The organism is Magnetococcales bacterium, from assembly GCA_015231925.1.
Taxonomy (GTDB): Bacteria; Pseudomonadota; Magnetococcia; order Magnetococcales; family JADGAQ01; genus JADGAQ01.
Genome location: JADGAQ010000007.1, coordinates 22,666 through 48,964, shown reverse-complemented (window position 1 = coordinate 48,964; position 26,299 = coordinate 22,666). Strand labels below are relative to the sequence as shown.

At 60.4% G+C, this 26,299-nt stretch carries 29 protein-coding genes; 16 read left to right on the top strand and 13 right to left on the bottom strand.

Features of this window, described 5'->3' with window-relative positions; genetic code table 11:
* The 7 genes from kdsA to HQL56_01850 form a co-directional block, all read right to left on the bottom strand.
* Positions 1-840, bottom strand: coding sequence for a 3-deoxy-8-phosphooctulonate synthase (gene kdsA / locus HQL56_01880; protein MBF0308263.1), 840 nt, complete (start codon positions 838-840; stop codon positions 1-3).
* On the bottom strand, positions 833-2,458 hold the full coding sequence (locus HQL56_01875) for a CTP synthase (GenBank protein ID MBF0308262.1): 1,626 nt from the start codon (positions 2,456-2,458) through the stop codon (positions 833-835). The genes kdsA and HQL56_01875 overlap by 8 nt, the downstream gene beginning before the upstream one ends.
* 48 nt (positions 2,459-2,506) lie before the next feature.
* On the bottom strand, positions 2,507-3,292 hold the full coding sequence (gene kdsB, locus HQL56_01870) for a 3-deoxy-manno-octulosonate cytidylyltransferase (GenBank protein MBF0308261.1): 786 nt from the start codon (positions 3,290-3,292) through the stop codon (positions 2,507-2,509).
* A complete protein-coding gene (locus HQL56_01865; protein ID MBF0308260.1) occupies positions 3,289-4,089 on the bottom strand; it encodes a DUF3108 domain-containing protein in 801 nt (266 codons plus the stop codon). Before HQL56_01865 ends, kdsB begins: the two co-directional genes overlap by 4 nt.
* Before the next feature lie 285 nt (positions 4,090-4,374).
* Positions 4,375-4,815, bottom strand: coding sequence for a hypothetical protein (locus HQL56_01860; GenBank protein ID MBF0308259.1), 441 nt, complete (start codon positions 4,813-4,815; stop codon positions 4,375-4,377).
* Position 4,816: 1 nt separating this feature from the next.
* The gene (locus HQL56_01855) at positions 4,817-5,515 is read right to left on the bottom strand and encodes a DUF3800 domain-containing protein (GenBank protein MBF0308258.1); all 699 of its coding nucleotides are present in this window, start codon (positions 5,513-5,515) and stop codon (positions 4,817-4,819) included.
* Entirely contained in the window at positions 5,516-6,265 is a 750-nt protein-coding gene (locus tag HQL56_01850) for a hypothetical protein (protein MBF0308257.1), read from the bottom strand.
* Positions 6,266-6,794: 529 nt separating this feature from the next.
* Here HQL56_01850 and HQL56_01845 point away from each other — a divergent pair.
* From HQL56_01845 to HQL56_01805, 9 genes are read left to right on the top strand one after another with little or no spacing between them, the layout of a single operon-like run.
* On the top strand, positions 6,795-7,499 hold the full coding sequence (locus HQL56_01845) for a D-sedoheptulose 7-phosphate isomerase (GenBank protein MBF0308256.1): 705 nt from the start codon (positions 6,795-6,797) through the stop codon (positions 7,497-7,499).
* Positions 7,486-8,973 (top strand): D-glycero-beta-D-manno-heptose-7-phosphate kinase, encoded by a 1,488-nt coding sequence (gene rfaE1 / locus HQL56_01840; GenBank protein ID MBF0308255.1) that lies wholly within the window; start codon positions 7,486-7,488, stop codon positions 8,971-8,973. The genes HQL56_01845 and rfaE1 overlap by 14 nt, the downstream gene beginning before the upstream one ends.
* 23 nt (positions 8,974-8,996) lie before the next feature.
* Positions 8,997-9,953 carry an ADP-glyceromanno-heptose 6-epimerase gene (gene rfaD, locus HQL56_01835; GenBank protein ID MBF0308254.1) on the top strand — a complete coding sequence of 319 codons (957 nt, stop codon included), beginning with the start codon at positions 8,997-8,999 and terminating at the stop codon, positions 9,951-9,953.
* Positions 9,946-10,974: a lipopolysaccharide heptosyltransferase II gene (gene waaF, locus HQL56_01830; GenBank protein ID MBF0308253.1), complete on the top strand. Its 1,029-nt coding sequence runs from the start codon at positions 9,946-9,948 to the stop codon at positions 10,972-10,974. The genes rfaD and waaF overlap by 8 nt, the downstream gene beginning before the upstream one ends.
* Entirely contained in the window at positions 10,971-11,939 is a 969-nt protein-coding gene (locus HQL56_01825) for a lysophospholipid acyltransferase family protein (protein MBF0308252.1), read from the top strand. The genes waaF and HQL56_01825 overlap by 4 nt, the downstream gene beginning before the upstream one ends.
* A gap of 2 nt (positions 11,940-11,941) precedes the next feature.
* The gene (waaC, locus tag HQL56_01820) at positions 11,942-12,973 is read left to right on the top strand and encodes a lipopolysaccharide heptosyltransferase I (protein MBF0308251.1); all 1,032 of its coding nucleotides are present in this window, start codon (positions 11,942-11,944) and stop codon (positions 12,971-12,973) included.
* Positions 12,970-13,746: a glycosyltransferase family 2 protein gene (locus HQL56_01815; GenBank protein ID MBF0308250.1), complete on the top strand. Its 777-nt coding sequence runs from the start codon at positions 12,970-12,972 to the stop codon at positions 13,744-13,746. The genes waaC and HQL56_01815 overlap by 4 nt, the downstream gene beginning before the upstream one ends.
* Positions 13,743-13,967 (top strand): DUF433 domain-containing protein, encoded by a 225-nt coding sequence (locus tag HQL56_01810; GenBank protein MBF0308249.1) that lies wholly within the window; start codon positions 13,743-13,745, stop codon positions 13,965-13,967. Before HQL56_01815 ends, HQL56_01810 begins: the two co-directional genes overlap by 4 nt.
* A 13-nt stretch (positions 13,968-13,980) precedes the next feature.
* Positions 13,981-14,163 carry a DUF5615 family PIN-like protein gene (locus HQL56_01805; protein ID MBF0308248.1) on the top strand — a complete coding sequence of 61 codons (183 nt, stop codon included), beginning with the start codon at positions 13,981-13,983 and terminating at the stop codon, positions 14,161-14,163.
* Here the strand turns inward: HQL56_01805 and HQL56_01800 are convergent.
* The 5 genes from HQL56_01800 to HQL56_01780 form a co-directional block, all read right to left on the bottom strand.
* On the bottom strand, positions 14,120-15,226 hold the full coding sequence (locus HQL56_01800) for an HNH endonuclease (protein MBF0308247.1): 1,107 nt from the start codon (positions 15,224-15,226) through the stop codon (positions 14,120-14,122). The genes HQL56_01805 and HQL56_01800 overlap by 44 nt on opposite strands.
* Positions 15,223-15,924: an OmpA family protein gene (locus tag HQL56_01795; GenBank protein ID MBF0308246.1), complete on the bottom strand. Its 702-nt coding sequence runs from the start codon at positions 15,922-15,924 to the stop codon at positions 15,223-15,225. The genes HQL56_01800 and HQL56_01795 overlap by 4 nt, the downstream gene beginning before the upstream one ends.
* 7 nt (positions 15,925-15,931) lie before the next feature.
* The gene (locus HQL56_01790; protein ID MBF0308245.1) at positions 15,932-17,344 is read right to left on the bottom strand and encodes a hypothetical protein; all 1,413 of its coding nucleotides are present in this window, start codon (positions 17,342-17,344) and stop codon (positions 15,932-15,934) included.
* 91 nt (positions 17,345-17,435) lie between these two features.
* Complete coding sequence (locus tag HQL56_01785) at positions 17,436-17,633, bottom strand: hypothetical protein (protein ID MBF0308244.1); 198 nt, start codon at positions 17,631-17,633, stop codon at positions 17,436-17,438.
* The gene (locus HQL56_01780; GenBank protein ID MBF0308243.1) at positions 17,614-17,871 is read right to left on the bottom strand and encodes a hypothetical protein; all 258 of its coding nucleotides are present in this window, start codon (positions 17,869-17,871) and stop codon (positions 17,614-17,616) included. The genes HQL56_01785 and HQL56_01780 overlap by 20 nt, the downstream gene beginning before the upstream one ends.
* A 131-nt stretch (positions 17,872-18,002) precedes the next feature.
* Here HQL56_01780 and HQL56_01775 point away from each other — a divergent pair, with 131 nt between their 5' ends.
* Positions 18,003-18,191 (top strand): type II toxin-antitoxin system HicA family toxin, encoded by a 189-nt coding sequence (locus HQL56_01775; GenBank protein MBF0308242.1) that lies wholly within the window; start codon positions 18,003-18,005, stop codon positions 18,189-18,191.
* Positions 18,191-18,613, top strand: a complete 423-nt coding sequence (locus HQL56_01770) for a type II toxin-antitoxin system HicB family antitoxin (GenBank protein ID MBF0308241.1) — start codon at positions 18,191-18,193, stop codon at positions 18,611-18,613. The genes HQL56_01775 and HQL56_01770 overlap by 1 nt, the downstream gene beginning before the upstream one ends.
* 156 nt (positions 18,614-18,769) lie before the next feature.
* Here HQL56_01770 and HQL56_01765 read toward each other — a convergent pair whose 3' ends face one another.
* The gene (locus HQL56_01765) at positions 18,770-19,909 is read right to left on the bottom strand and encodes a glycosyltransferase family 4 protein (GenBank protein ID MBF0308240.1); all 1,140 of its coding nucleotides are present in this window, start codon (positions 19,907-19,909) and stop codon (positions 18,770-18,772) included.
* Between the two features lie 75 nt (positions 19,910-19,984).
* Between HQL56_01765 and HQL56_01760 the strand changes: the two genes are divergently transcribed.
* From HQL56_01760 to HQL56_01740, 5 genes are read left to right on the top strand one after another with little or no spacing between them, the layout of a single operon-like run.
* Positions 19,985-21,133 (top strand): glycosyltransferase, encoded by a 1,149-nt coding sequence (locus HQL56_01760; GenBank protein MBF0308239.1) that lies wholly within the window; start codon positions 19,985-19,987, stop codon positions 21,131-21,133.
* Positions 21,134-22,969 (top strand): asparagine synthase (glutamine-hydrolyzing), encoded by a 1,836-nt coding sequence (gene asnB, locus HQL56_01755; GenBank protein ID MBF0308238.1) that lies wholly within the window; start codon positions 21,134-21,136, stop codon positions 22,967-22,969.
* Entirely contained in the window at positions 22,947-24,062 is a 1,116-nt protein-coding gene (locus HQL56_01750) for a glycosyltransferase family 4 protein (GenBank protein ID MBF0308237.1), read from the top strand. The genes asnB and HQL56_01750 overlap by 23 nt, the downstream gene beginning before the upstream one ends.
* 11 nt (positions 24,063-24,073) lie before the next feature.
* Positions 24,074-25,267 carry a glycosyltransferase family 4 protein gene (locus tag HQL56_01745; protein ID MBF0308236.1) on the top strand — a complete coding sequence of 398 codons (1,194 nt, stop codon included), beginning with the start codon at positions 24,074-24,076 and terminating at the stop codon, positions 25,265-25,267.
* The gene (locus HQL56_01740) at positions 25,267-26,295 is read left to right on the top strand and encodes a glycosyltransferase family 9 protein (protein ID MBF0308235.1); all 1,029 of its coding nucleotides are present in this window, start codon (positions 25,267-25,269) and stop codon (positions 26,293-26,295) included. Before HQL56_01745 ends, HQL56_01740 begins: the two co-directional genes overlap by 1 nt.
* The last annotated feature ends 4 nt before the right edge of the window (positions 26,296-26,299 follow it).

Genomic DNA, 26,299 nt, shown 5'->3' with positions numbered 1-26,299 from the left:
TCAGTGTCCCTTCACCACCCGGTCGATTTCCGTCACCTGGCGGAAAAAGGATTCCAGATGGTGCAGCGGAATCATGTTCGGCCCGTCGCACGGAGCCTGATCCGGGTCGGGATGGGTCTCCAGAAAAACCCCCGCAACCCCCACGGCCGCCGCCCCCCGTGCCAAAGGCAGGGCATAGCGCCGTTCCCCTCCGGAGGCGTGACCCATGCCCCCCGGCAACTGTACCGAATGGGTGGCGTCGAAGATCACCGGATAGCCGCTGCCGGCCATGATGATCAAGCCGCGCATATCCACCACCAGGTTGCCGTAGCCAAAGGCGAAACCGCGTTCGCACAGCATCAGATCGTGGTTTCCGGTATCCGCCGCTTTGGCCGCCACCTTGGCCATATCCTGGGGAGCCAGGAACTGCCCCTTTTTCAGGTTGACCGGTTTACCCCCCGAGGCCACCGCCCGAATGAAATCGGTCTGACGACACAGAAAGGCCGGGGTTTGCAGCAGATCGGCCACTTCGGCCACCACCGCCACCTGGGAGGCATCGTGAACATCGGTCACCACGGGCAGCCCCGTCTGCCGACGCACCTTTTCCAGAATGCGCAACCCCTCTTCCAGTCCGGGCCCGCGGTAGCTCTCGCCGGAGGTGCGGTTGGCTTTGTCGAAGGAGCCCTTGAAGACCACGCCACACCCCACCTTGCGGGCGGTTTCCGCCACGACCTCCGCAGCCCGCAGGGCGAAATCCTCCCCCTCCAGGACACACGGTCCCGCCAGAAAGGCCAGGGGCAGGTCGTTGCCGAAGGGAACCCCCCCGACGACGACACGCCTGCCGGGCAGACCCTCAACCATGCTTGTGCTCCACCGCTGCCCGCACGAAAGCCACGAAGAGGGGATGGGGATCCCGGGGACGGGATTTGAATTCGGGATGGAACTGGCAGGCCACAAAGTAGGGATGCCCCTTGACCTCGATCATCTCCACCAGGGCGCCGTCCGGGCTGGTGCCGGAAACGACCAGACCGGCCTTTTCCAGAACGGCCCGATAGGCGGAGTTGAACTCGTAACGATGGCGATGCCGCTCGTCGATCAGGGTGCGCCCGTAAACCCGACTGGCTACGGTGCCTTCCAGCAGCAGGCAGGGATAGGAGCCCAGCCGCATGGTGCCGCCCTTGTCATCGGCTTTGCTGCGACGCTGCAAGGCCTCGCCGTCCATCCATTCGGACATCAGACCGATGACGGGGGCCTGGCAATTCTCGTCGAACTCCGTGGAATTGGCTTCGGCAATGCCGGCCACGTTGCGGGCGAACTCCACCACCGCCATCTGCATACCCAGACAGATGCCGAAATAGGGGATCCTCTGCTCCCGGGCATAGTGAATGGCGGCGATCTTTCCCGAGATGCCCCGTTCGCCGAAGCCTCCCGGCACCAGAATGCCGTCCACTCCCTTGAGCAGCACTTCGGGGTCGCCGCTCTCCAGGGCTTCGGCGTCGACCCAGCGGATCTTGACCCGCGTATCATTGGCGATGCCGCCGTGAGAGAGGGCCTCGACCAGGGATTTGTAGGCATCCTTCAGATTGACGTATTTGCCCACGATGCCGATGGTCACCTTGCCGGCAGGGTTGGTGACCTTGTCCAGCACCCGTTCCCAGGCCTCCAGGTTCGGTTCCACCTGGGGCATTTCCAGCAAAGTGAAGACCTTGCGCGCCAACCCTTCTCGGTAGAGGGAGAAGGGTACCCGGTAGATGGTGTCCTGATCCACGCAGGAGATGACGGCGTCCCGGTCCACGTTGCAGAACAGGGCGATCTTGTTCTTTTCCGACGGCGGGATCTCCCGGTCGCTGCGGCAGATGAGGATGTCCGGCTGAATGCCGATGGCCCGCAACTCCTTGACGGAGTGCTGGGTGGGTTTGGTTTTCAGCTCTCCGGCAGTGGGGATGTAGGGCAGCAGGGTCAGATGGATGAAGAGGGTGTTGCTGCGCCCGTAATCGATGCGCATCTGGCGAATCGCCTCCAGAAACGGCAGGGATTCGATGTCACCGACGGTGCCGCCGATTTCGATGATGACCAGATCCCCGTCCACCGCCACGGACTGGATGGCCTCCTTGATGGCGTCGGTGATGTGGGGAATGACCTGCACCGTGGAGCCGAGATAGTCGCCACGGCGCTCCTTCTGGATCACCTGCTGGTAGATGCGCCCGGTGGTGACGTTGTTGCGCCGGCTGAGGGGCACCCCCAGAAACCGCTCGTAGTGGCCCAGGTCCAGATCGGTTTCGGCACCGTCATCGGTGACGTAGACCTCGCCGTGCTGGAAGGGGCTCATGGTTCCGGGATCGACGTTGATGTAGGGGTCGAGCTTCTGGATGGTCACCCGGCAACCACGCGCCTGAAGCAGACAAGCCAGGGAGGCGGCTGCCAGCCCCTTGCCCAGGGAAGAGACCACGCCACCGGTGATGAAAATGAATTTGGCCATGCAGGTTGCCCAATGCGCCGCGAAGGAAGGATGTGGATGTCGGCGGGATTATATCCCACCCGAGCCTTTTCGGTACAGGTTTCGTGCCCGTTCCAGGTCGTCCGGTGTATCGACGCCGGGCAGAGCCTTGCTCACCGGGACCACCCGGATGGGGTGGCCGTGTTCCAGAACACGCAACTGTTCGAGCTTTTCCACCCGTTCCAAGGCGGTGGGACTCAGGGAGGCGAGGGTTTGCAGAAAATCGGCCCGGTAGGCGTAAATGCCGATATGGCGCAAAACGCCTTCGGGGGCCGCTGCCGGAACGGCTGCCACCGAACCGCTCCCGGAGAGCAGATCCCTGGGAAAAGGCACCGGCGCCCGGGAGAAATAGAGGGCTTCCCCCCGGCGATTGCAGACCACCTTGACCACGTTGGGATCGAGAAACTCGGACCAGGATTGCAGCGGATGGGCCAGGGTGGCCATGACCGCCCCTTGGGCGAAGGGCTCCACCACCCGGCGCACCATCTCCGGATCCAGAAAGGGTTCGTCGCCCTGCACATTGACCACCACATCCACCGGCAGCGATCGGGCCGCTTCCGCCACCCGGTCCGTTCCGGAAGGATGGTCGTGACGGGTCATCACCACCCGCCCGCCCCCGGCCTCGACCACCTGACGGATACGGCTGTCGTCGGTAGCCACCACCACCTCCCCCACACCGGCGGCGACGGCGCGATCGTAAACATGGCAGATCATGGCCCGCCCGCCGATCTCCGCCAGGGGTTTGCCGGGCAGACGGGTCGAGGAAAAACGGGCCGGAATGACCACGGCCACCTTCAACGGGGAGGTCGCGTTCATCGTTTCTCCAGTTGAATTTCCTGATGTCCCCCCTTGCCGTCGTCATAGGAGACCAGATCCGCCACCACGCTGCCGACCTTGACCTTGGCTTCCACCCGGACCGGCATGCGTCGGGCATCGTTGGTCACATAGACCACCAGGTTGCCCTGGTGCCGAAAGAGATCGGAGTGTTCCAACTGAGGCCGCACCGGCAACACGTCAAAGAAGCCCAGGGGAGTGGCCATGCGCTCCTGTTCCCCGATGAAGACATCCGCCACGTAGCGTTTGGTGCCATCCAAAATCGGCATGTTCAGTATGGCTCCGGGGCGCACGTCGTTGTGGAAACGCAGCGCGTACCAGGCGGTGATGGGATCGTTGACATCCGGCCCCATCTCGTCGAACCGCTTGGGATGGCCGTTGTTGATGGTGATCAGCACCTGTTGTAGATCCCGGTTGAAAAAATAGTCGGTGCGACGGTTGCGGCTGCCCTCGTTCTGCAGCTTGAGGTAGGTGCGACTCAACAAACCCTGGGGGGTGACCATCCCATTGGCCTCCAGGCGGTCTTCCACCAGATACATGAAGCGAACCGCCCCGATGGAATCCAGGGTGGTCTCGATGGAATATGTGTCGGCCTCTGGCTTGGTGTAACGCATCTCGGCACGACCGCCGGGAATGCCCATCCAGCTCAGATTGAACTGCAATCGCTCTCCGGGAGCGGGCCCGACGGTCTCCGTCGTCTCTTCCGCCCGCAGGGGGAGGGCCCACAGCATCATCACCACGAGCAACAGACATTGCCGCCAACGCACGTACTGGGTCACAAGTCGAGTCCTTTCTGCGGCCAATCCTGCCCGTCCGCCCCCCAAGGGTTCAGGCGTGGTAGGAACGATTTTCTCACCAACGCACAGACCATGATGGCACATGGCCCTCACCGGTGCCAGTTCCGCAAAAGCCCCTCGATCAGGATCGGTCTTCAGCGGAAATGGCCAGAAGACTGCAAGCAACCGAATTCGATTGACTTACCCTTCCCGTTAAACCACTATGAGGGTGTTCTCTGCCAGTGGCAGCAGAACCTGCAAAGGCCCCCGCTGAGCCAGCCTGGCGAATCAGCGGTTTTTTATGGCCCATCGAGGAGCGGTTTTGATTTTTGTGATGGTTTCGGGACTATCCGCCACAAAAGCCGTTACAAACCGAGCCGATTCATACCCCGTTATCGCGATCACGACAACATAGTCTCCCATCACCACGGTCACGCGGCGGTGCGGGTCGTAACGCTTTTTGCTACTATCCCATCCGATATAACGGTCGCTTCGTGGATCCTGAAGCGCTTCCCGGATCCACCCCAGTCTCTCCGCTCTCGGCAGCGAAAAACAATCCTTTATGCCATTGCGTTGACTGGATTCGAAACAACAATGATCAAAATCCTCTTTCCGGAATCGAACGGAAATCCCGTCGAAGGTGACAATCGGTTGCTGGCAATACAAAGACTCGAAATGCTTTCGAAAGGCCTCGACATTCAGCAATCCGAGCAGCGGAGGATAGCCCAACTCAACTTCCCCCGGCCCGACGAAATTCTAGGATATCAAATTTTGACCCTCCCCGATTTTCGGGCAGCAGAGGGCGTCCCAGTCGGGATTCCAGATGGCTAACCAAAACCGTTTTGGCGCTGCCCTGCACCAATGAATCATTCAACCTGGCGCTAACCGCACCTGTTAAAAGATCGGTCAATTGAATGAGAACCGACTCCTCGGAGCGGACGGCTTGCACCTGCACGACTGGCGAGGTGGAGTACCCGGCAGAAAGACAGCCTCTCAAAGTCTGCAATCGAGTCATCAGGCGATTGCTTTTGTAGTCGCAAAATATTGAATAACGATTTGGATCCACGATTCCCGGATGAAGCATTTCAAAATAATATTTATAAAATCCAAGCTCGCCATCTCCCTCGTGAAATTCCAAATCGTTCGGATCATGCGACACCAATATACATTTAAACTTCGCACTTTCCGCTTGTGCGAAAAACCAGTCAAGCAGAGAAAGATAAAATTGGATTTTTGATGGGGAAACCTTCTGCCACTTGAACTCTCCTCCAATCCGATGAAGGTCTCGCAGAGCATGAATGTCACTCTTGGCACCCTTTCGGCGGAACGATTCCAGCCACAGGCTACCGATGACCATGAATCGGCCCGTGGAATTTCTGGAGGTCAGCAGGTCCGGGCGACTTTCATCGCAATAGACATCGAAATCCATTTAATTACTCTTTAGCTTGACTCTAAGCAGGAAGAATATCATAGAGCATGCGAGACTGCGACCAAAACGGGCATATTCCTGTTCCGTCATATGATGATGGGCTGCTTTGGATAATATGCCATAAACACCCGCCAAGGCTTTTTCGTGCTCATCCGTGATCATATCCCTCCTCTTAAGATCGCATAAGATAGATCCCCATTTGATCGAATCGGGAGATGTTGGAGAGTCGGCCAATGCTCTGGCAGTAGATTCCAAGGCAATCCGTGCGTTGACGAGCGCGGCGTTATGGTCCCCTCGAACGTAAGCTTTCGCCGACTTACTCAACAACCCGAGGATATCCTCCGCTCCATTCAGATGAGACTCGTCGAACTCGACCGTGAGGAGATCCTCCAACGGCTCCTGCCCCGCCGGGGCAGGATCATTAGCAATAAACGGGCCGGATGGATGACCCCATTCATCTATTCGACGAATATAACCATCCAACTCAAGATTGCGACACAGATCGCCCCATCTTTCAAAATATATATCATCGTCCATGCATCTTCGCATGGAAACCGGAGTCCGGCACATTTCATCAAGCAAACTTGTTATACTCTCTTCCGATGCCGACTCCAGAGACTCGCGAATGACATCAAAACTATACCATACATCATGGATATCGTGTTTTTCAAACAGTATTTGTTGCTCGTGACGATTAAATCTCAAAAAAAACTGCACCAATGACATTTTAGACCGCTTTGAAAGCCTCATGCGAACAACCTCCAAAGAACCTCCAACCCCGGTTTCCACATCGATACGCCGGAGGTATAATGCCACCTTTCTCCGGCCCGAACGAGAATTTTTCCATGGATGGTCTCTCGAAAGCCCCACCCATCGTGCTGCTGGATCGCGACGGCGTCATCAATCGCGACCGCCCCGACTACGTCCTCTCCCTGGAGGAGTTCGCCTTCCTGCCCGGCGTGCTGTCGGCCCTGGCCGAACTGCATCGTCTGGGATACACCGTACTGGTGATCACCAACCAGGCCTGTGTCGGCAAGGGACTGCTCTCGGCGGAAAACCTGGACAAAATCCACCATTTCATGCAGGAACAATGCAAGATGGCCGGGGGGAGCCTGGAAAAAATCTACCTCTGCCCCCACCTCGCCTCGGAGGCCTGTTCCTGCCGCAAGCCCAAACCCGGTCTGATCCTTCGGGCCCAAGCCGAATGGGGCTTCGATCCGGCCACCACCTGGTTCGTCGGGGATGCCGGGCGGGATGTGCTGGCCGCGCGGGCTGCGGGATGCCGTCCGGCCCTGGTGCGTACCGGCAAAGGCGAGGAGTCGGCCAGGGAACATCCAGAAGTACCGGTATTCGCCGATTTGTCCGCCTTTGTGGAGCATCTGCAAGCAGGGAGGCTGCCTTGATCGACATCGAAAGGACCATTCAGGAGCACCAGGCCACCGTGGCTGCCCTCGTGCCCCTGGCGCCCCGGATTCAACAACTGGCCGAGGCCATGACCCGCTGCCTGCAGGCCGGAGGCAAGATCCTCTGGATGGGCAACGGCGGCAGCGCCGCCGACAGCCAGCATCTGGCCGCCGAACTGGTGGGACGTTTCGCCCGGGAACGCAAGGGGCTGCCCTCCATTGCCCTGACCACCGATACCTCGATTCTGACCGCCGTCGGCAATGATTACGGCTACGAACGACTCTTTTCCCGCCAGGTGGAAGCCCTCTGCCGTCCCGAAGATCTGGTGGTGGGCATCTCCACCTCCGGCAACAGTCCCAACGTGGTCAACGCCCTGTTGCAGGCACGGGAGATCGGGGCTTTCACCGCAGCCTTTTCCGGAAACGCCGGCGGCAGGCTGCAGGAGATCGCCGATCTCTGCCTGACCATCCCCTGCCGCACCACCGCCCGCATCCAGGAGGCCCATATCCTCATCGGCCACATCCTGTGCGACTGGGTGGAAGAGGCCATGATGGCGGGAGAAAACCATGTTCACCGATAGGACTCCCATCCTGCAGTTGATCGAAAACCGCTTTGACGGCAAACCCATCCTGGTAGTGGGCGATTTGATGCTGGATCGCTACATCTGGGGCTCGGTCAGCCGCATCTCCCCGGAGGCCCCCGTTCCGGTGGTGCGCTGGGACCGGGAGTGCGACCGCTGCGGCGGGGCCGCCAACGTAGTCCTCAACCTGGCCCGTCTGGGTATGCGTCCATTGATCGCCGGACTGGTGGGCGAGGATGCCGACGGCCGGCGTCTGCTCACCCTGCTGACGGAAGCGGGCTGCGACACCCGCTCCGTCCTGGCCCTGCCGCAACGCCCCACCAGCACCAAGACCCGCATCATCGGGGGGCATCAACAGATGTTGCGCCTGGATCGGGAAGAGGCGGATCACCCGCCCCCGGAGGCGGTGCAAACCCTGACGGAACACCTTCTGGCCCGTTTGGAGGAGGCCGATCCGCCGGGAGCCATCATTCTGTCGGACTACAACAAGGGTGTCCTGACCCCCGGCCTCTGCCAGGCGGTGATCTCCGCCGGACGCCGGCTGGGTATTCCGGTTCTGGTGGATCCCAAAGGCGTCGATTTCGTCAAATACAGCGGCGCCACGGTGCTGTGTCCCAACCGGCTGGAACTGGCCACCGCCATTCCCGCCCCCATCGGCGACCTGGACAACCTGCTGCAGGCCGGAGAGGGCCTGCGGCAGCACATTCGGGTCGATTTCCTGGCCGTGACCCTGAGCGAACTGGGCATCGCCCTGGTGGACGGCGGTCCCCACACCACCCGGCTGCCCGCCGTGGCCCGGGAGGTTTTCGATGTCTCCGGCGCGGGGGATACGGTCATCGCGGTTCTGGGGGCCTGTCTGGCCTGCGGTCTGCCCCGGCTGGACGCCCTGAACCTGGCCAATCTGGCCGCCGGTGTGGTAGTGGGCAAGGTGGGCACCTACCCCATCGCCGCCCATGAACTGCTGGAAGCCGTGGTCTCCGCCCAGGCCCTGGACCAGTCGGACAAGATCTGCTCCCTGGAAACGGCCCGCAGCCGGGTCGCCGCCTGGAAAGCCCGCAAGGAGACGGTGGTCTTCACCAACGGCTGCTTCGATCTGTTGCACGCCGGCCACGTCACCTATCTGGAAGCGGCCCGCAACCTGGGCCACCGCCTGGTGGTTGGGCTCAACACCGACAACTCCGTCTCCCGCCTGAAAGGCCCCCGGCGGCCCATCATCCGGGAAGAGGACCGAGCCCGCGTGCTGGCCGCCATGGCCGCCGTGGATCTGGTCATCCTCTTCGACGAGGATACCCCCTTGACCCTGATCCGCGCCCTGGAACCCGACCTCCTCGCCAAGGGGGCGGACTATCGGGAAGACCAGGTGGTCGGCGGCAACGAAGTCAAATCCTGGGGGGGCCGGGTGGCCCTGGTGCCGCTGGTGGCGGGGCGCTCCACCTCCCGCATCGTGGCCGAAATCCGGGAAGACGCCGAATAGCGCACATCGAGGAGAGCCAAACCATGTACATCGTCACCGGAGGCGCCGGGTTCATCGGCTCCAACATCGTCGCCGCCCTGAACCGGGAAGGCATCACCGACATCCTGGTGGTGGACAATCTGGAAACCGCCAGCAAGTTCCTCAATCTGCGGGATCTCTTCTACGCCGACTACATGGACAAGGTGGAGTTCCGCCAAAAGGTGGAAAACAAGCTCTTCGAGCGGATGCGCGTCGAGGCGATTTTCCACCAGGGGGCCTGCTCCAACACCATGGAGTACAATGGCCGCTACATGATGGACAACAACTTCACCTACTCCAAAATCCTCTTCCACGAAGCGGTCAACCACAAGATTCCCTTCGTCTACGCCTCCAGCGCCGCCACCTACGGCTCCAGCACCCGTTTTGCCGAAGAGCCGGAAAACGAGGCCCCCCTCAACGTCTACGGCTATTCCAAACTGGCCTTCGACCGTTACGTGATGCGTTATTTCCCCCGGCTCACCTCCACCGTGGCGGGCTTGCGCTATTTCAACGTCTACGGCCCGAGGGAGCGGCACCACAAGGGGCACATGGCCTCCCAGGTCTATCAGCTTTACCGGCAATTGAAAGATACCTCCGGAGCCCGACTCTTCGAAGGCGGCGGCGGTTACGAAAACGGTGGCCAACTGCGGGATTTCATCCATGTGGACGACGTGGTCTCGGTCAACCTCTTTCTGGCCCGTGGCGCACCGCGTCAGGGCGTCTTCAACTGCGGCACCGGCCAGGCCCGCGCCTTCAACGACATCGCCAACCACTGGATCCGGCGTCTGGGCCGGGGCGCCATCCAATACGTCCCCATGCCGGACGGCCTGCGGGAGAAGTACCAGAACTTCACCCAGGCCGACATGCGCCGCCTGCGGGAGACGGGTTACAGCCAACCCTTCCTGAGTCTGGAAGAGGGCATCGACCGCTACTTCGAGGTTTTGCAAAAAGAAGATGGCTGACCTCGGTCAGACCGCGCCCCGAGGCGTGGTGGTGGTCGGACCTTCCTGGGTGGGCGACATGATGCTGGCCCAGGGGCTGTTCCGCCAATTGAAACAGCAGGATGCCGACGAACCCATCGATGTGGTGGCCCCGCCCTGGAGCCTGGGTCTGTTGCGCTTCATGCCGGAGATTCGCCGCGTTCACCCCCTGGAGGTGGCCCACGGCGAAGCGGGACTGCGCAAACGCTGGCAATTGGGCCAACAACTGGCCGGGGAACACTATCGCCGCGCCATCGTACTGCCCCGCTCCTTCAAATCGGCCATTCCCCCCTGGGTGGCGGCCATTCCGCAACGCAGCGGCTTTCTGGGGGAGGCCCGTCTGGGACTGCTCAACGACTGGCGTCTGCTGGATGCCAAACGTCTGCCCCGCACCATCGACCGCTTCGTGGCCCTGGCCCTGCCCTCCGCTCACCCGCTGCCCTCTCCCCTGCCCCAACCCCGGCTGCAGGTGGAGCGGGATCTTGCGGAAAGCGTGGCGCAACGCTTCGGCATCGCCCTTCGGGCGGACTCCCCTCTTCTGGCCCTGTGCCCCGGCGCGGAGTACGGCCCGGCCAAGCAGTGGCCCACGGACCATTGGATCACCTTTGGCCGTCTGGCCGTGGAGCGCGGTCTGCAACCCCTGATCTTCGGCTCCGCCAAGGAAGAACCGCTGGGGCGGGACATCGCCACGGGGATCGGTCTACCCGCGGTCAACCTGGCCGGAACCACCACCCTCGACGAGGCGGTCTGCCTGCTCTCTTTGGCCCACTGTACCGTCAGCAACGACTCCGGTCTCATGCATGTGGCCGCCGCGCTCCCCGGTCGGGTCATCGCCCTTTTCGGCTCCTCCGATCCCCGCCATACCCCACCCCTGAGCGATAACGCCGTCATCCTGTGGCGGCAGTTGCCCTGCAGCCCCTGTTTCAAACGCCGGTGCCCGGAACAACATCTGCGCTGTCTGCGGGAGATCACCCCGGAACAGGTGATGGAGCAGGCGCCATGACAACCCTTCGCCACCGTCTGGAGGGGCTGTTTCTCTCCAACGCCATCGCCTGGCTGCAACGGGGCAGCCTGGAGTCGGCCTTCGCCCGCACCCGTCGCCTGGCCCGCCTCAGTTCCCTGCTGCTGCGCTCGGAATGGCATTGGGCCAGGACCAATCCGCAGTTGATCTTCGGAAACGGTCTTACCGGAGAGGGCTATTCCCGGCTGGCCGCGCTGGCGGTGGAAAACATCTTTCTGAGCCATCTGGAGGGGGTGCGCGTCACCGACATCCGGGTTCGCGACGAAGGCGCGGAGCATCTGCTGGCCGCCCACGCCCGTGGACGGGGCGTCGTGGCCTGCGCCGTGCATCTGGGCAGTTGGGAACCGGGGCTGCGCCATGTGGGGTCCACCCTGGGTCTGCCTTTGGCCACGGTCTATCGCCACGCCAACAATCCCCTGGCGGAGGCTCTCTTCACGGAACTGCGCCAACCCTACGGCTGCACCTGGATTCCCCGGCGCGAACCCCGCGCCATCGTGACGGCCTTGTTGAAAAAGCAGGTGCTGGGACTGATGGTGGACATCAACACCCGCGAAGGCGGCATCGTGGCCCCGTTTCTGGGGGTGCCCGCCCTCTGCCCTGCGGGTCCCGCCCGGCTGGCCATGCGTTTTCAAGCCCCGGTGGTCCCTCTGGTCTGCGTGCGCGAAGCCCCCGGAGAGGCCTGTCTCAAGGTGGGAGAAATTCTGGAGCCGCCCGAAAAACAGGCGGGTGAAGAGGAGGAACACGCCTTCACCGCCCGCATTCAAGAGGCCTTCACCCCCTGGATCGTCGAATACGCCGAACAGTACAATTGGCTGCACGGACGCTGGCGCTCCCGTCCCGACGGTCGCCATCTGACCCGCAAGGATCCGGTGGAGGCCTTGCTGCGGGAACGCACCACCCCACCCCTGCCGCTGCATCCCCGGGTGCGGCGTCTGCTGGAGTCCTGACGGTGCGGCTGCTGCTGGTCAAGATCTCCTCCATGGGGGATCTGCTGCACTGTCTGCCCGCAGTCAGCGATTTTCGCCGGGCCCATCCCGATGCCCATCTCACCTGGCTGTGCGAACCCGCCTACGCCGATATCCCCCGCTGGCATCCGGGGGTGGATCGGGTGGTGGAAATTCCCTTGCGCCAGTGGCGTCGCACCCCCTGGGAAAGTTTGCGCCACGGCGCCCCCTCCCGCTTTTTGCAGGCTTTGCGGCAAGAGCCCTTTGATTGCATCGTCGATGCCCAAGGCTTGTTGAAGAGCGCGCTGCTGGCCCGTCTGGCCCGTGGCATTAACCGCTGGGGCCCCGATGAATCCTGGGTTCGGGAGCGGCTGGCATTGCCGTTTTACCGCCATCGGGTGGCGTGTCGGGCAGAGGATCATGTGGTGCTGCGGTTGCGACGCCTTCTGGCCGGAGCGGGCGACTATGCCCTCCCCGCGACGCCCCCGGTATTCGGCCTGGATGCCAATCGTCTGCCCGAAGCGCCCCTGCCGGTCGATCAGCCCTTCGTGATGCTGTTGCACGGCACCGCCTGGAGCAGCAAACTCTGGCCGGAACCCTTCTGGGGGGAACTGGCCCGACGCTGTACGGTCGAGGGTTGGCGGGTGCTGTTGCCACGGGGCAATGCGGAAGAAGAGGCACGGGCCCATCGCCTGCGGGAGGCCGCCGGAACGGGTGCGGTGGTTTTGCCGCCTCTCTCCGTCGGCCAGTTGGCGGCGCTGATGGTCCGGGCGGTGGGGGTGGTGGGCCTCGATTCGGGTCTGGCTCATCTGGCCACCTGCCTTTCGGTTCCGGCGGTCACCCTGTTCGGGGCCACCAATCCGGCTTACTCCGGTCTGCCCGGAAACCGCCAGATTCATCTCCAATCCAGCCTTGATTGCGCGCCGTGCATGTTGCGCCGCTGTCCCCTGCCGGTTTCGGGTCCGCTGCATCCCCCCTGTTTCCGCTCCGTTTCGCCGGATCAGGTATTGCGCGCCCTCAAGGGGGTCTGTCGATGACCCGGCCCCCGCTTTCGGCGGTCATCATCTGCCAAAACGCTGCCACGGTATTGCCCCCCTGCCTGGAGAGCCTCGATTTCGTCGATGAGATTCTCCTGGTCGATTCCGGCAGTCGGGATCCGACCCTGGAGATCGCGCAGCGTTTCGGCTGTCGGGTGGAGCAACACCCCTGGCTGGGTTTCGGTCCCCAGAAACACTTGGCCGTGAGCCTGGCCCGCCACGATTGGGTGTTGTGTCTCGACAGCGACGAACGGGTCTCCCCCGAGTTGCGTCGGGCCATCCTCGACGCCCTGGACAATCCCCGTTTCCAGGCCTACCGCTTCCCGCGCCGCAACCGTTTTCTGGGGCGCTGGCTTTATCACGGCGAGGGGTATCCCGACTACAATCTGCGTCTGTTCCATCGCCAAAAGGCCCAGTGGACCAGCCACCCGGTACACGAGTTCGTGCAACCCGAGGCCGGGGTTGCCGTCGGCGTATTGAAGGGGGATCTGCTGCACGAATCGGAACAGGGCATCGCCACCTACCTGGACAAACAGAACCGCTACACCAGCCTGCAGGCGGGGATTCTCTTTGAAAAGGGCTTCCGCTGCCGCTGGCATCATCTGCTGCTGAGTCCGCTGGTGCGTTTCATCAAGTTCGCCCTGTTGCGCCAGGGACTGCGCGACGGCATCCCCGGCCTGATCCACATCGGCCTGGGCTGCTTGAATACCTTTGTGAAGTATGCCAAGGTGTTGGAGCGGGAATGGAACGCCAAACGAGAGGGTGACTCATGAGCCCATTGCATCGCATCACCGCCGATCCGGGGCAATGCGGCGGGCGTCCGTGCCTTCGGGGCCTGCGGATACGAGTCAAGGATATTCTGGAGATGCTGGCCTCCGGCATGTCCGCCGAGGAGATCCTGGCGGATTATCCCTATCTGGAAGCGGAGGATATCGTTGCCGCCCTGGAATACGCCACCCGGCAGATTGACTATCCCATTCTGAGCGTGGCGTGAGGTGTATTTTCTGGTGGATACTCAACTGCCTGTAACCCTGGCCAGTCTGCTCTCCAGTCTTGGACACAGAGCCGACCACCTGCTGGGCCTCGGTTTGGCGGGAACTTCCGATTTCGCCGTCTGGGATTATGCTTCAGTACCTTTGGCTATACCTATTCCTTACGCCAGAACCCTTCACGCTTTTCTGAGTAGCTAAACCCAATACTTTTAAGATTATCTGAAGCTGGATGATCGGAAGAATTTAAATAAACCCAGAAATTACCACCGGCACCCCTAGAATCCTCAACTGACAATCCGTGGGTATTAGCTATTTCCCGAGCAGCTCTTTCCCAACCAACAAACTTGGCAGATTGCACGAGAGCAGGTGAATTACCATTTCCAGATGATATGGGGGCAATTTTTTTCATTGGTTTGGATTCGCGCATTATTAAGAAATCGTTATAATAAGGAGCATTCTTAATATGAGCATGCCCAAATTCCTCTGCATGACAGGCAACACACAAGACAGCGATGTTCTCGGGACGCGAATCATTTTTTTGCCCATTTTTGTGATGAGCATGCAAATACCTTTGGTGTTTTATTAAATTAATTTTACACTTTTCACAGCAGTACCCTCTGACCCTTTTTATTCTTTCAGCAATATCATAAAAATCATTAGGGTAATTGTTGATCGGAGCGTCTTTGTCCGTACTCGCAGGAGTATCTAATATGAATGTCTTTTTATAGCGTTCAAAGAACTTCGCTATACTGAAACGCCTTACAAAGTCGAGGCGTGCAGCTTTATTCATTCCAAATCCGAATCTTTCCCAGTTCAATCGCGTTAAGCAATTCTGGCAAACCAAAAGCCGTTCTTCCCGGTGAATGGGCATTCCATTCGACTGCACTACATTAATGACAAACAAACCATCTTCTCTGGTAGAAACCACATACCGTTCAAATCGATCATTGGACCTCATTTTTTCCAGCGTGTCGCAGTTTGCAATGTGAAATTTCGGCAATCCACGATTGTTATTATTGAAACTAACGATATCACGAATATAAATAATTATTCTACTATTTTTGTAGGCTATCGTACCATCTGGCAGAACTTTTACCTCTGATATTGGTATTTCGATACCTTGAGTCGTCAGACGAATAATCTCATCGCAAGTCAAGACGAATCCCTTTTCGGCTATCAAGCTAAAGTCGCCCAAAGGTGCTCCCATCTTTTTGCGCAGCCCGTTGAGAGCATCATCTTGAATGAAATCAGGCAGTTTCACCGTGACACCTCCAAAATAGATGCGATACGAGCATCGGCATCAGTACGAATCTTGAACTCAACACGTTGGGAGCGGAGGGAATTCTCTTTGCCGTCAGATCCGATAATCAACTTCGAGGAGGAGAGCCCATTTGCTGTCAAGTGCCGGCGCAACCAATCCTGCTCTTTTAGCGCGTCCGGCAACTGAAGAATATACTGAAGAGTCGATCTGGTGCGGGATTGGGATAGCTCCATATTTTTAAAATAGGCATAATCCGTTGCACTATCCTGACCCCAAGAACTGGACGTATGCCCCTCCACCCGTATTTCGGTAATTGAGTTACGATACTTATCAGAGGACAGGATAGAAACATAACGAGGGAAGAACTCGTTGAGAATAATCGTAAACCTGGGCTTGAGTATCGCAGAACCAATATCGAACAAAACCTCTGGCTCCTTGAAGCGAACGGTCAAATCCGCATCCAATTCGGCTCCCCAGCGCCCCAGATCCTTCCGGAATTCGCTATCCAGATCATTATAGAGGTCCGAGCGAAGCTGATCATAGAGAATAGCAACTCGTTTTATTTTGTCTGAATCAGCCTCTACTTTTACCATGAAGGACACGGCAAGCAACATAAAGAACATCATTAGGCCCGTCATCAAGTCGCTGAGCGGTATCCAGTGGTCATCCTGCTCTGATGTCAGATTGGGCTTGTCCATGGGTAAGCTAACTCTGTCTCACGGCGTTTGTGATTTCGCGCAAGGCTGCTACTAGCGGTTCATAGTCTCTCACAAACTGCTGGGAAAGAGCAGTAAGTTGCTTACCTAGCGACTCCAGAGATTTCGTCAACTCCTTCTCTAAAGCCAAATCCAAGGTAGCAACCTGCTGCCCGGATTTATTGATCATCTCCTGGACCTGACTATTAAATTTCTCATTGGTAGCACGTATTCCTTCAGACATCACATCCTGACCTTCTGCAAGTGATTTCTTGATGGCTTGGGCGCTTTCCTGCACACTGCGCCCCATCATCTCGTTGGCCTGGGTGGACCCCTCTTTTACTTGATGAACACATTTGAGAACAGTGTTCTCGACCTCCAAGAGTGCCTTTTCCAACTTCTCCAACTGGGCAGCAGAACTATTGATCACCTTCTCCACAGAAGTCCGCATGTTTTCCATGCTCGAACGAGCGGCAATGGCCATATCTTCGTTGGCCTTCTGGGTTGATCGGGCTATCTGAGCAGCGAAATCGACGATGCGAGTTTCGATCTCGGGCAAGCTCCTGGAGGCCGTGATGAATAACTGGCCCAAGGAGGTCATACCTTCCTCCAACGACTTCCGCTGGATTTCGATGGCTTGCAGGAGATTAGCCAAATCCTGCGCAGTTCGGGTATATTGCTCGGCATGGCTGACCAAATTTTCAAACTTCAGAGAGGCCTGCTCCAGCGATTTTGTGTTGCGTTCCTGCTGAACGATCATCTCACCCATTTGAGCACGATAGCGTTCTTGCCAAATCAAAATATCACCTACTGCCGAATTGAGTTTCTTGAAATTCTCACCAAACTGCTCGTTGATCTTGGTATTGAAATCACGCATGACCTGTTCCAAGGCCTCGATGAGGGCTTTGGAGTTATTGTCTGCCATAGTGCGGGTAAATTCTTCCATAACGCGCTTTACGCTATCAAGACGATCGTTGCTCTCCTGGCGCCCCAATTTGAGTTGAGTGATGAGAGTTGAGTCGTCAGTGCCAATTAGTGCCTGACGCAGAGCAATAAGATGGACAGCCAGATCGTCAATAGTCGCTCCTTGGGAACGGATAATCTCCCCTTTGTGAACTGGGATTCCCCAAATAAGCTCTCGCATTTTAATCAACAGTGCAGACCCAACACCAAACACGGATGCCCAAAATGCAGTCCGCAACCCATCCAGTAGCGCAGGAACACTGCTTTGAATATTTTTTGCATCAAAGTAAAATAACCCTTTGGCAATACCAAGAAAGGTAAAAAATATTCCCATTGTTGTTAGAATCGATGGGGCACGCGCTGCCGTTTTTGAGTTAAAGAAAAAGACAAACAAGACAAACATGCTAACAATAATAGAAATATAGACTAATGTTTCGTTAGGGAGTTCCAGGAGATTCATGTATACCTCGCCATCAAACTACGAATTAACCGAAATCTAGCTCATTCAATGTGAGTCATTTCTTTCGACTTCTAACGTGAGATGATCCTGATCACGCTGCCCGGACTTGAACATCTGTTTTGGAGCAATACCTCCTCGACATTTTTAACACATCGCCAACCTCAGCCGCCAACAAATCCAGTGCCAACACCACCTCACCGCCGCCCGCAATGGGCATGGCAGCCTCCCGCTCTTCCTCTTCAAGATGCCACTTGCTGACCACATTGGTATCAACGATAGGGATCGTCACACCCGTCCCGATCCTGGCGAATCAGTACCTCCGACGACGTAGGCAAGCCCTTCGGCGACCAGGGCGACATGGCGGCGATGGCATTGGCTTGTGCCACCAGCTCGGCCTTGGAGGGGAACTCCTTCGCGACAAGGATTTCCCGTACAGGTCTCTCCATGGGAATACCCCGAAGGGAGGCTGCGTGTTCCAGCCTCCGAACCACTTCTTCATCCATATTTCGAATCCGAAGCTGTGCCATGACCGTCTCCACGACGTTCTCGAAAATATCACGCCTTCTGCCGCAGGGCTTTCGCACCCCAACCATACCCTCCGGGAAAAACATAACAGAACGGTTGACCGCAAGCAATAATTCCGTTAGATTTTCATAGCATGAACAGCAACGAATTCAAACGCTGGCTGGCACAGCAAGGGGCAACCTTCGCACCCGGACGCGGAAGCCATCTCCGGGTCTATCTGAATGGCCGGATGTCGATATTGCCGATGCATTCCGCTGAATTGAAGAAGGGTACCGTCGAGGCCATCAAAAAGCAGCTTGGTCTGAAACAGGAGTCTGCCTGATGTGGGATTACGCCATCGAACTCACTCCCGCCGAAGAAGGGGGGTTTGTCGTCACCTTCCCGGACCTTCCTCCCGCCATCACCCAGGGAGAAGACCGGGACGAATCCCTCATGCGAGCCAAGGATGCCCTGGAAACCGCCCTGGAGATGTATATCGACACCCGGAGAGCGATCCCTTTGCCCTCACCCGCCAATGGCCGCCCCACGGTCTGCCCCGACGCCCTGATCTGCGCCAAACTGGCCCTTCATCAAGCCATGCAGGAGGATGGGGTACACAGGACGGAACTGGCCAAACGACTGCACTGGCACCTGCCCCAGGTGGATCGACTGCTGGACCTGCGCCACGCCTCCCGCCTCGACCAGATTGAAATGGCGCTGGCCGCCATGGGACGACGGGTGGTCGTGAGCGTGGAGGCCGCCTGAGTGATGGACTGCTATCCAGCAAGCTTAAAAACTTTTGGCGATGTACGTTAACAGAAGAATTGTAAACAAAGCAAAAGTCAAAAGATAGAACATTTTCTTTTTTTGATATTTTAAAGGATAAATATTGAAAGGAAGCTGATTCATCTCTCATCTGCTTTACCTGGAAAGCAACTCCTCATACAGCGCCAGCAACTTCTCCCCCATGGCGGCAAAGCTCAGGGGCAGCACCGTCTCGCGGGATTTTCGGCCCATTTTCTCCCGCAACGCCCCATCGTGCAGACGGGTCATGGCCAGGGCCAGGGCGGTTTCGTCCAGGGCGTCCACCAGATAGCCGTTCTCGCCGTCGGCGATCAGGTCCACCGCGCCGCATTTGCGGGAGGTGATCACCGGCAGTCCACACGCCATGGCCTCCAGCACCGCATTGGCGAATGGATCGTAGAGCGACGGCAGTACAAAAGCGTCCGCTGCACCATAGAAGGGGCCCACATCGGGCTGGGCGCCGGCGAAACGCACCCGGTCCTTCAAGCCCAAGCGCGCGGCCATCCTTTTGTAACGCCGCAGGCTCTTCTCCTGCCCGACAACCATCAACCAGGCCTCGTCGGTCTGGCGGGCCAGGGCCGTCAGAACCTGGGCCAATCCTTTGCGCTGGTAGCCCGAGCCCAGAAAGAGAAACAGCACCGCCTCCTCGGGAATCTTCCACTCCCGACGCAGGGCTTCCCGGTGTCTGACTTTGAGGTCGGGGTGAAAGGCCTCACTGTCCACGCCGTTGTAAATGACGTGCAACAGCGATTCATCGACCCCGTAGTTCTCCTGAATCTCCTCTTTGACCATGGCGGAGTTGCAGATCACCGCCTTGAGGCGCGGACTGCGGTAAAGCCGCCCCTCCATGAAACGGGTGTAGGCGTGATAGGGACTGTAACGGTCGAGAAACCGGCGCAAACCCGAAACCACCCGCCCCCGCTGCTCCAGCCAGACGGCGTGAACACCATCCCCGGCCCGGTAGATGTCACAGCAGGGCAGCCTTTCGTGAGACTGCACCAAGACCCCGTCCCGACTGGAAAGCAAACGGCAGACGCCCCAGGCGAAACCCGCATCGCGCCACAACCGCCCCAGGAAGAAGGGGTTGCAGACCACCCCGTTCACGGCGGCGCTGCCCCCGTCCCAGGAACGGGCCACGATGGAGACCTGCGCCCCCTGTCGCCGCAGGGATTCCAGGGCCCGGTCCAGAAAACGCTCCGCCCCGCCGAAGGCGGAAAATCGCTGCCTGACCAATACGATGCTTTTGTTGACGCTCATCAGCGGTTTGTCCATCGGAAAAAGTGCGATATCATCACCCGCCTGGATCACCTTGCCAACACGTAGCGGGGAAGCATGGAAGCCGGATCGAACCCCAGCGCCGTTTCACCACCCTGGCGCATTCTGCATGTGGAGGCCTCCTGCGGCTGGGGCGGACAGGAGATCCGCACCCTCACCGAAGCGCGAGGCCTGATCGGGCGCGGCCACGAACTGCTGCTGCTGGCCCCCGAAGAAGCCCATATCCTGCGCAACGCCCCCCAATATGGCGTGCCCGCCCAGGCAACCCCCTTGGGTAAGAAGAGTCTGTCGGCTCTGTGGGCAATGCGCAAGCAACTTCTCCGCTTCGCCCCCCATATTGTGGTCTCCCACAGCTCGGTGGACAGTTGGCTGGCGGCGGTGGCGGTGCGCACCCTTGCCCCGCGACCTCCGCTGCTGCGCCTGCGCCACGTCTCCACCACCGTGGGTCAGGATCCCCTGACCCGCTGGCTCTACAGCAAAGGCTGCGACCATCTGGTCACCACCGGAGAGGCGCTGAAAAGCCGGCTGCACAGCGAAAACGGCGTTGCCCCGGACCACATGACCTCGATCCCCACCGGCATCGACCTGGAACGGTTCCATCCCGGCGACAAATCGGCGGCGCGGCACGCCCTCGGTCTGCCGGAGACCGCACCGATCGTGGGCATCGTGGCCACGCTGCGCAACTGGAAAGGTCACGTCTACCTCTTCCAGGCCATGGCGGAATTGATCCGGGAAGAGCCATCCCGCCACCTGCTGGTGGTGGGGGATGGCCCGCAACGGGCCAATCTGCAACGACTGGCCGCTGAACTGGGCCTCACGGAGCGGCTGATCATGCCCGGAAACCGAGAGGATGTGCCCCTCTGGCTGCAGGCCATGGATCTCTTCGTGCTGCCCTCCTACGCCGAAGAGGGGGTGCCCCAGGCCCTGATGCAGGCCATGGCCACGGGTCTGCCGGTGATCTCCACCCCCATCGGCAGCATCGGGGAATTGGTCATTGCCGAGCAGACCGGCCTGCTGGTGCCGCCGAAACAGAGCGACGCCCTGGCTTCGGCCATTCGCCGTCTTCTGGAACATCCCGAGCAGCGGCAGCAACTCGGGGAGGGGGCTCTGCATCATGCCCGCGAACATTGCGGGCTGGAACGGATGCTCGACCGCATGGAGGCCCTGTTTCATCGCCTCATCGTCCCAGCGACGGGGAGTCGCTGAATGTGCGGTATCGCGGGACTACTCTCCCACCGTCCGGTGGCGCCGGGTCTGCTGCAGGCCATGCTGGAGCCGTTGCGACCCCGTGGTCCGGATGTGGCCCGTTGTCAAACCTGGGAACCGGACCACGCCGTGCGCACCGCCCTGCTGCACACCCGCCTGAGCGTGCGGGATCTGCGGGAGGCGGCCCACCAACCCATGTCCAGTCCCGATGGACAGGTGTGGATCTGCTACAACGGCGAGGTCTACGGCTGGGAGACGGATCGGGCGCAACTGGAAAGTCAGGGCTTCGCCTTTCAAACCAGCGGCGACACGGAGTTCATCCTCAAGGCTTATCTGGCCTGGGATCTGGGCTTCCTGGAGCGTCTTCGCGGCATGTTCGCCCTGGCCATCCTCGACTTCCGCCAAAACCGGCTGCTGCTGGCGCGTGACCGGCTGGGCATCAAGCCCCTGGTCTACACCCGCAACCGTCACGGCGTGGCCTTCGCCTCCGTGGTGCGTGCCCTGGTGCCTTTTCTGCCCGAGGAGGAACGCCGCTTCGACCCGGAAGCCCTGGACGCCTATCTGGCCCACCGCTATATACCGGGATCCCGCTCCGTCTATCCGGCCATCCGGCGCCTGCCCCCCGGTTATCTCGCCCGGATCGACCTGCGGGATCATCAAATGGAGATCCGACCCTACTGGCAACTGGCTGCCACCCGTCACCCCGGCAATCTGGCGGAACGGGTGCGGGAGGCGGTGCAGCTGCGCACCCCGTCGGACCGGCCTCTGGGGCTCTTTCTCAGTGGCGGCATCGATTCCGCCACCGTGGCCGCCTCCCTGCCCGAAGCGGTGCGCCCCCGCATGCAGGCCTTCACCATGGGCTTTCCCGGCACCCCTTTCGACGAGTCGCCCACCGCCGCCCGTCTCGCCGCACGCCTTGGGTTTCCCCATACCATTTTGCAGATCCGGGAAGAGTTGGCCGAGGATTTTCCCCGCATCGTGGCCGATCTGGACGAGCCCTTCGCCGACCCGAGCGCCATTCCCACCTGGTATCTGGCCCGTGAAACCCGCAAATCCGCCGTGGTGGTGCTGGGCGGCGACGGGGGGGACGAACTCTTCGGCGGCTACAAACGCTACGCCAAACACCTCGCCACCCGCTGGCAGCCCCGTTTGCCGGGAATCTGGCCCACCTTCACCCCCCACGCCCCGCCGGGCCGCCTGGCCAAGATCAACGACGCCCTCGCCCTCTCCTGGGAGGAGTCCTACATGTTGCGCTTTTCGGGGCTGTTCCCCGCCATGCGGCGCTTTCTGCAGCCCGATTTTCCCGTCAACCCCAAACCCTACTGGAAAACGCCCCCTTCCGCCCCGAATGTCTCCCCCCTGGAGCGCCTCTCCTGGATCGATTTTCACAACTATCTGCCCGACTACATCCTGCGCAAGGCCGATCTCTGCACCATGGCCCACGGCCTGGAGCTGCGGGTGCCCCTGCTGGACCACAAGCTGGTGGAAGAGGTCTGGGCGCTGCCTCACCCCGAACGCTTCACCCGACCCGCCAAACTGGCTTTGAGACCCTGCTGTCCCCCCTGTCAGGAGGAGCGGCTCTTCACCGCCCCCAAACGCGGCTTCAATCCCCCCTTGAACACATGGTTGACCGGTCCCCTGACACCGTTCCTGCAGGATCTCGGTCCCCGCCTGCAACAGGTGAGCGGGGCTCAAATCGAGGCCGGCGCAGTCACGGCATTGACAAGGGCTTTTCAACAGGGCCACCATCGACTGGCGGAACAGGTGTTTCAACTCCTCCTTCTGACCCTCTCCCTGGAACAGTTGACCCGTCATGGCGCGCATCGCCTTCATTGAAGCAACCGTCACCTGGTCCTACGGAGGCATCCAAACCTGGGTCTGGAGCCTGGCGGAAAACCTTGCCCGCCGAGGGCATCAGGTGACCCTCTTTTCCGCCGAGGCCGCCTCGCTGCCGACGGTCCCCTTCGAGATCCGCACCTACCCCATCCGCAAGAGAGACCGGTTTCCCGATCTGGGCAGCCGCTTTCAGCGTATCGGCGAACGCCTTTCCCTGCTCCCTCCCGCCCGAGGCGATTTCCTGGCGGGCCGTTTCGACTGGGCCATCCTCACCAAACCCTTCGATTTCTTCTGGCCCTGGCTGCTGCCTCGCGGCACCACCACCCGCTTCGCCTTTTGCAGCGGGGGCACCGACTTTTTTCCGGGCGACCGCAAGCTGGTCTCCCGCATCGACCGGATTCTTTCCGTAAGCCATTTCAACGCCTGGCAACTGGCGAGCCGTTACAAGCGATTTCCCCTGGTGGTGCCCAACGGCGTGGATTGCAGCCGTTTCCATCCTGCCTCCGAAACACCGGACCGGCAGCGCCTCGGACTGCCCCAGGGGCTGCTCTTCGGTTTCGCCGGTCGCCTGGTGGGGTGGAAGGGGCTGCGCTTCGCCATCGAGGCCCTGGCCAGTCCGGCCATGGCCGACTTTCCCGAAGCCCGTCTGCTGATCATCGGCGACGGCGCGGAAAAACCTCATCTGATACAAAAAAGCGCCGCTCTGGGTCTGGCCGATCGGGTCATCTTTCTGCAAAGCCAGCCGCACCATCAGCTGCCCGAATACTATCGGGCCATCGATTGCGGCGTCTTTCCCAGCATCGGGGATGAGGCCTTCGGCATCACCATCGCCGAAGCCATGGCCAGCGGCAAACCGGTCATCGCCAGCCACGTCGGCGGCATCCCGGAGGTGGTGGGCAACCAGGAGGCCTGCGGCATCCTGACACCCATCGGCGATGCCCGGGCCTTGGGCCGGGCCATGGCCCGTCTCGCCGCCGATGCCCGTGAACGCGAGACCATGGGCATGGCCGCCCGACAGCGCATTGTGCAACGCTTCACCTGGGATCACGTCTCCGCTTTGCTGGAGCAGGCCTTGCAACTCCCCACTCCTTAGAGAAGCCCATCATGCGTCTGGCCTACCTCGACCCCCATCCCGTGCCCGATGACTCCCCCGAAGCCCTGCAGATTCTGCAAACCGTGGATGCCCTGGGACGCCTGGGTGTCGAACTCTACCTGGTCACCCCCCGGCCCGTGCAAAGCGTGGAGGGCATCCTGGGCAGACCTCTGTCCGCCAGGGTCAGCCTGTTGCCTTACGATGCCCCGAGACTGCTGTCGCGGTTTTCCAACCGGCCCTTCTACCGGCACGCCGAACGGCAACTGGCCCGGCTGGCCCCCGATGTCGTTCTGCTGCGCAATCTGAAGCTGGCCGACAGGCTTCTGGCCCAACCGGGCCACCCGCCGCTCTTTTTCGAAACCCACGAGCATTTTGCCCGCAGCTTTCAGGAGGAGCATCCCCTCGACTCCTGGAAGAGGCGGCGCAAGGGATATCTTCTGCAGCAACGGGAGGCACGGGTCTATACCCGCTGTCAGGGGCTGCTGACCATCACCCCGCACCTCTACCCCGATCTTCAGGCCGCCTACGGCTTCGACACCCCCCACCGGGTGGCCCCCAGCGGGGTGGATCTGGAGCTGGCGTCCCGCAGCCGGGTTTCCCCGGCAACCGGAGGCCCGCCGACCATTCTCTATCTCGGCAGTCTGCACCGCTGGAAGGGACTGGAAACGGCGTTGCAGGCCATGGGGCAGGTGGAAGGGGCGCTGCTGCGCATCGTGGGCGGAGAGGATGGGCGCATTGCCGAGTTGCAGGCCCTGGCCCGACAGTTGGGAGTCGCCGACAAGGTGGACTTCGCCGGACGCATCGCCCCCTTGCGTCGTTTCGAGGCCATCGCCCAGGCGGATATCTGTCTTTTACCTCTGAGCCACACCGGTTTGGGCAGTCGCTATACCAGCCCGCTGAAGCTCTTCGAATATCTGGCCATGGGCAAAGCGGTGGTGGCCGGTGATCTGCCGACCATTCGGGACGTGTTGCACCACGGGGAAAACGGCTGGCTGGTGAACCCGGAGGATCCCACCGCTTTGGCCGATGGTCTGAATACGCTGCTGCGGGACGAGGCCCTGCGGCACCGGCTGGGGGAGGCGGGAGTGCTGGTGGCAAGGCGATATTCCTGGGCCGAGCGGGCCCGGCAGATGCTGGAATTTTTTCAACAGCATGGCAAACCGACAGAAAATGTCACCCCTTTGGCGGCGCGGGAGTCGGTCTGATGCCCCACTCCGTCGAGACGCCATCCCGCATCCTGGTCATCCAAACCGCGCGTATCGGCGACACCCTGCTGGTCACGCCGACGGTGCGCCTGCTGAAAGAGGCCTATCCCCAGGCACATCTGACCTTCATGGGCCACCCGGATCGCGTGGCGCTTTTGGAACACCTGCCCTTCGTCGATCGCCTGCAGGCCTTTCGTCCGAAGCTCGCCCCCCTGCTGGGCCATTTGGCTGGCGTGCGCTGGGATCTGGCCCTGGTTTACGGCCACCACGCCCCGACTCTGCGTTATGCCCTGAGAAGGGCCAAACGGGTCATCGCCTTCCGTCAGCCCGACGACTCCCTCAACGCGCGGCTGCAACCCGCCGTGGCCGAACCCGCCGAACCCCTGCACGCCGTGGAAGAACGTCTGCTGCTGAGCCAACCCCTGGGCTTGCGGGCCGAAAACCTCAAACTGGCCTACCAGGTCAGCCCGGATGAGGCGCGGCAGGCGCAACAGTGGCTGGAATCGACTGCCGGCCCGAACCTGCCCCGCCCCCTGGTGGGCCTGCAACTGCGCAGTTTTCCCACCAAGGCCTACCGGGACTGGCCCCTGGATCATTTCATGACCCTGGCCCATCGTCTCCTCGGCGCTTACCCTCAAGCCGGACTGGTGATCCTGGGGGGTGCGGAGAGCCGGGAAACCGCCCGGATTTTTCAGGCGCGCTTCCCCGGTCGCTGCCTTGTCGCGGCGGGGAACTTCTCCCTGCGGCAGTCGGCGGCGCTCATGGCCCGGCTCGATCTCTACATCGGGGTCGATACCGGCCCCAGCCATCTGGCGGGAGCCCTCGGAATACCCATGGTGGTACTCTACCACTGCCGCTTCCCCGGCCACCTGCTTTGCCCCCGGCAGCACGACAACCTTTCCGTGGTGGAGCATCCGGCAAGGCAAGGTTCTTGCAGTGAGAAGACCTCGATGGCCGAGATCGCTGCGGATCGTGTCTGGTCCGAGGTCGAACACCGGCTGGCCCCGTTCTCCCATTCCAGACCGTGAAGAA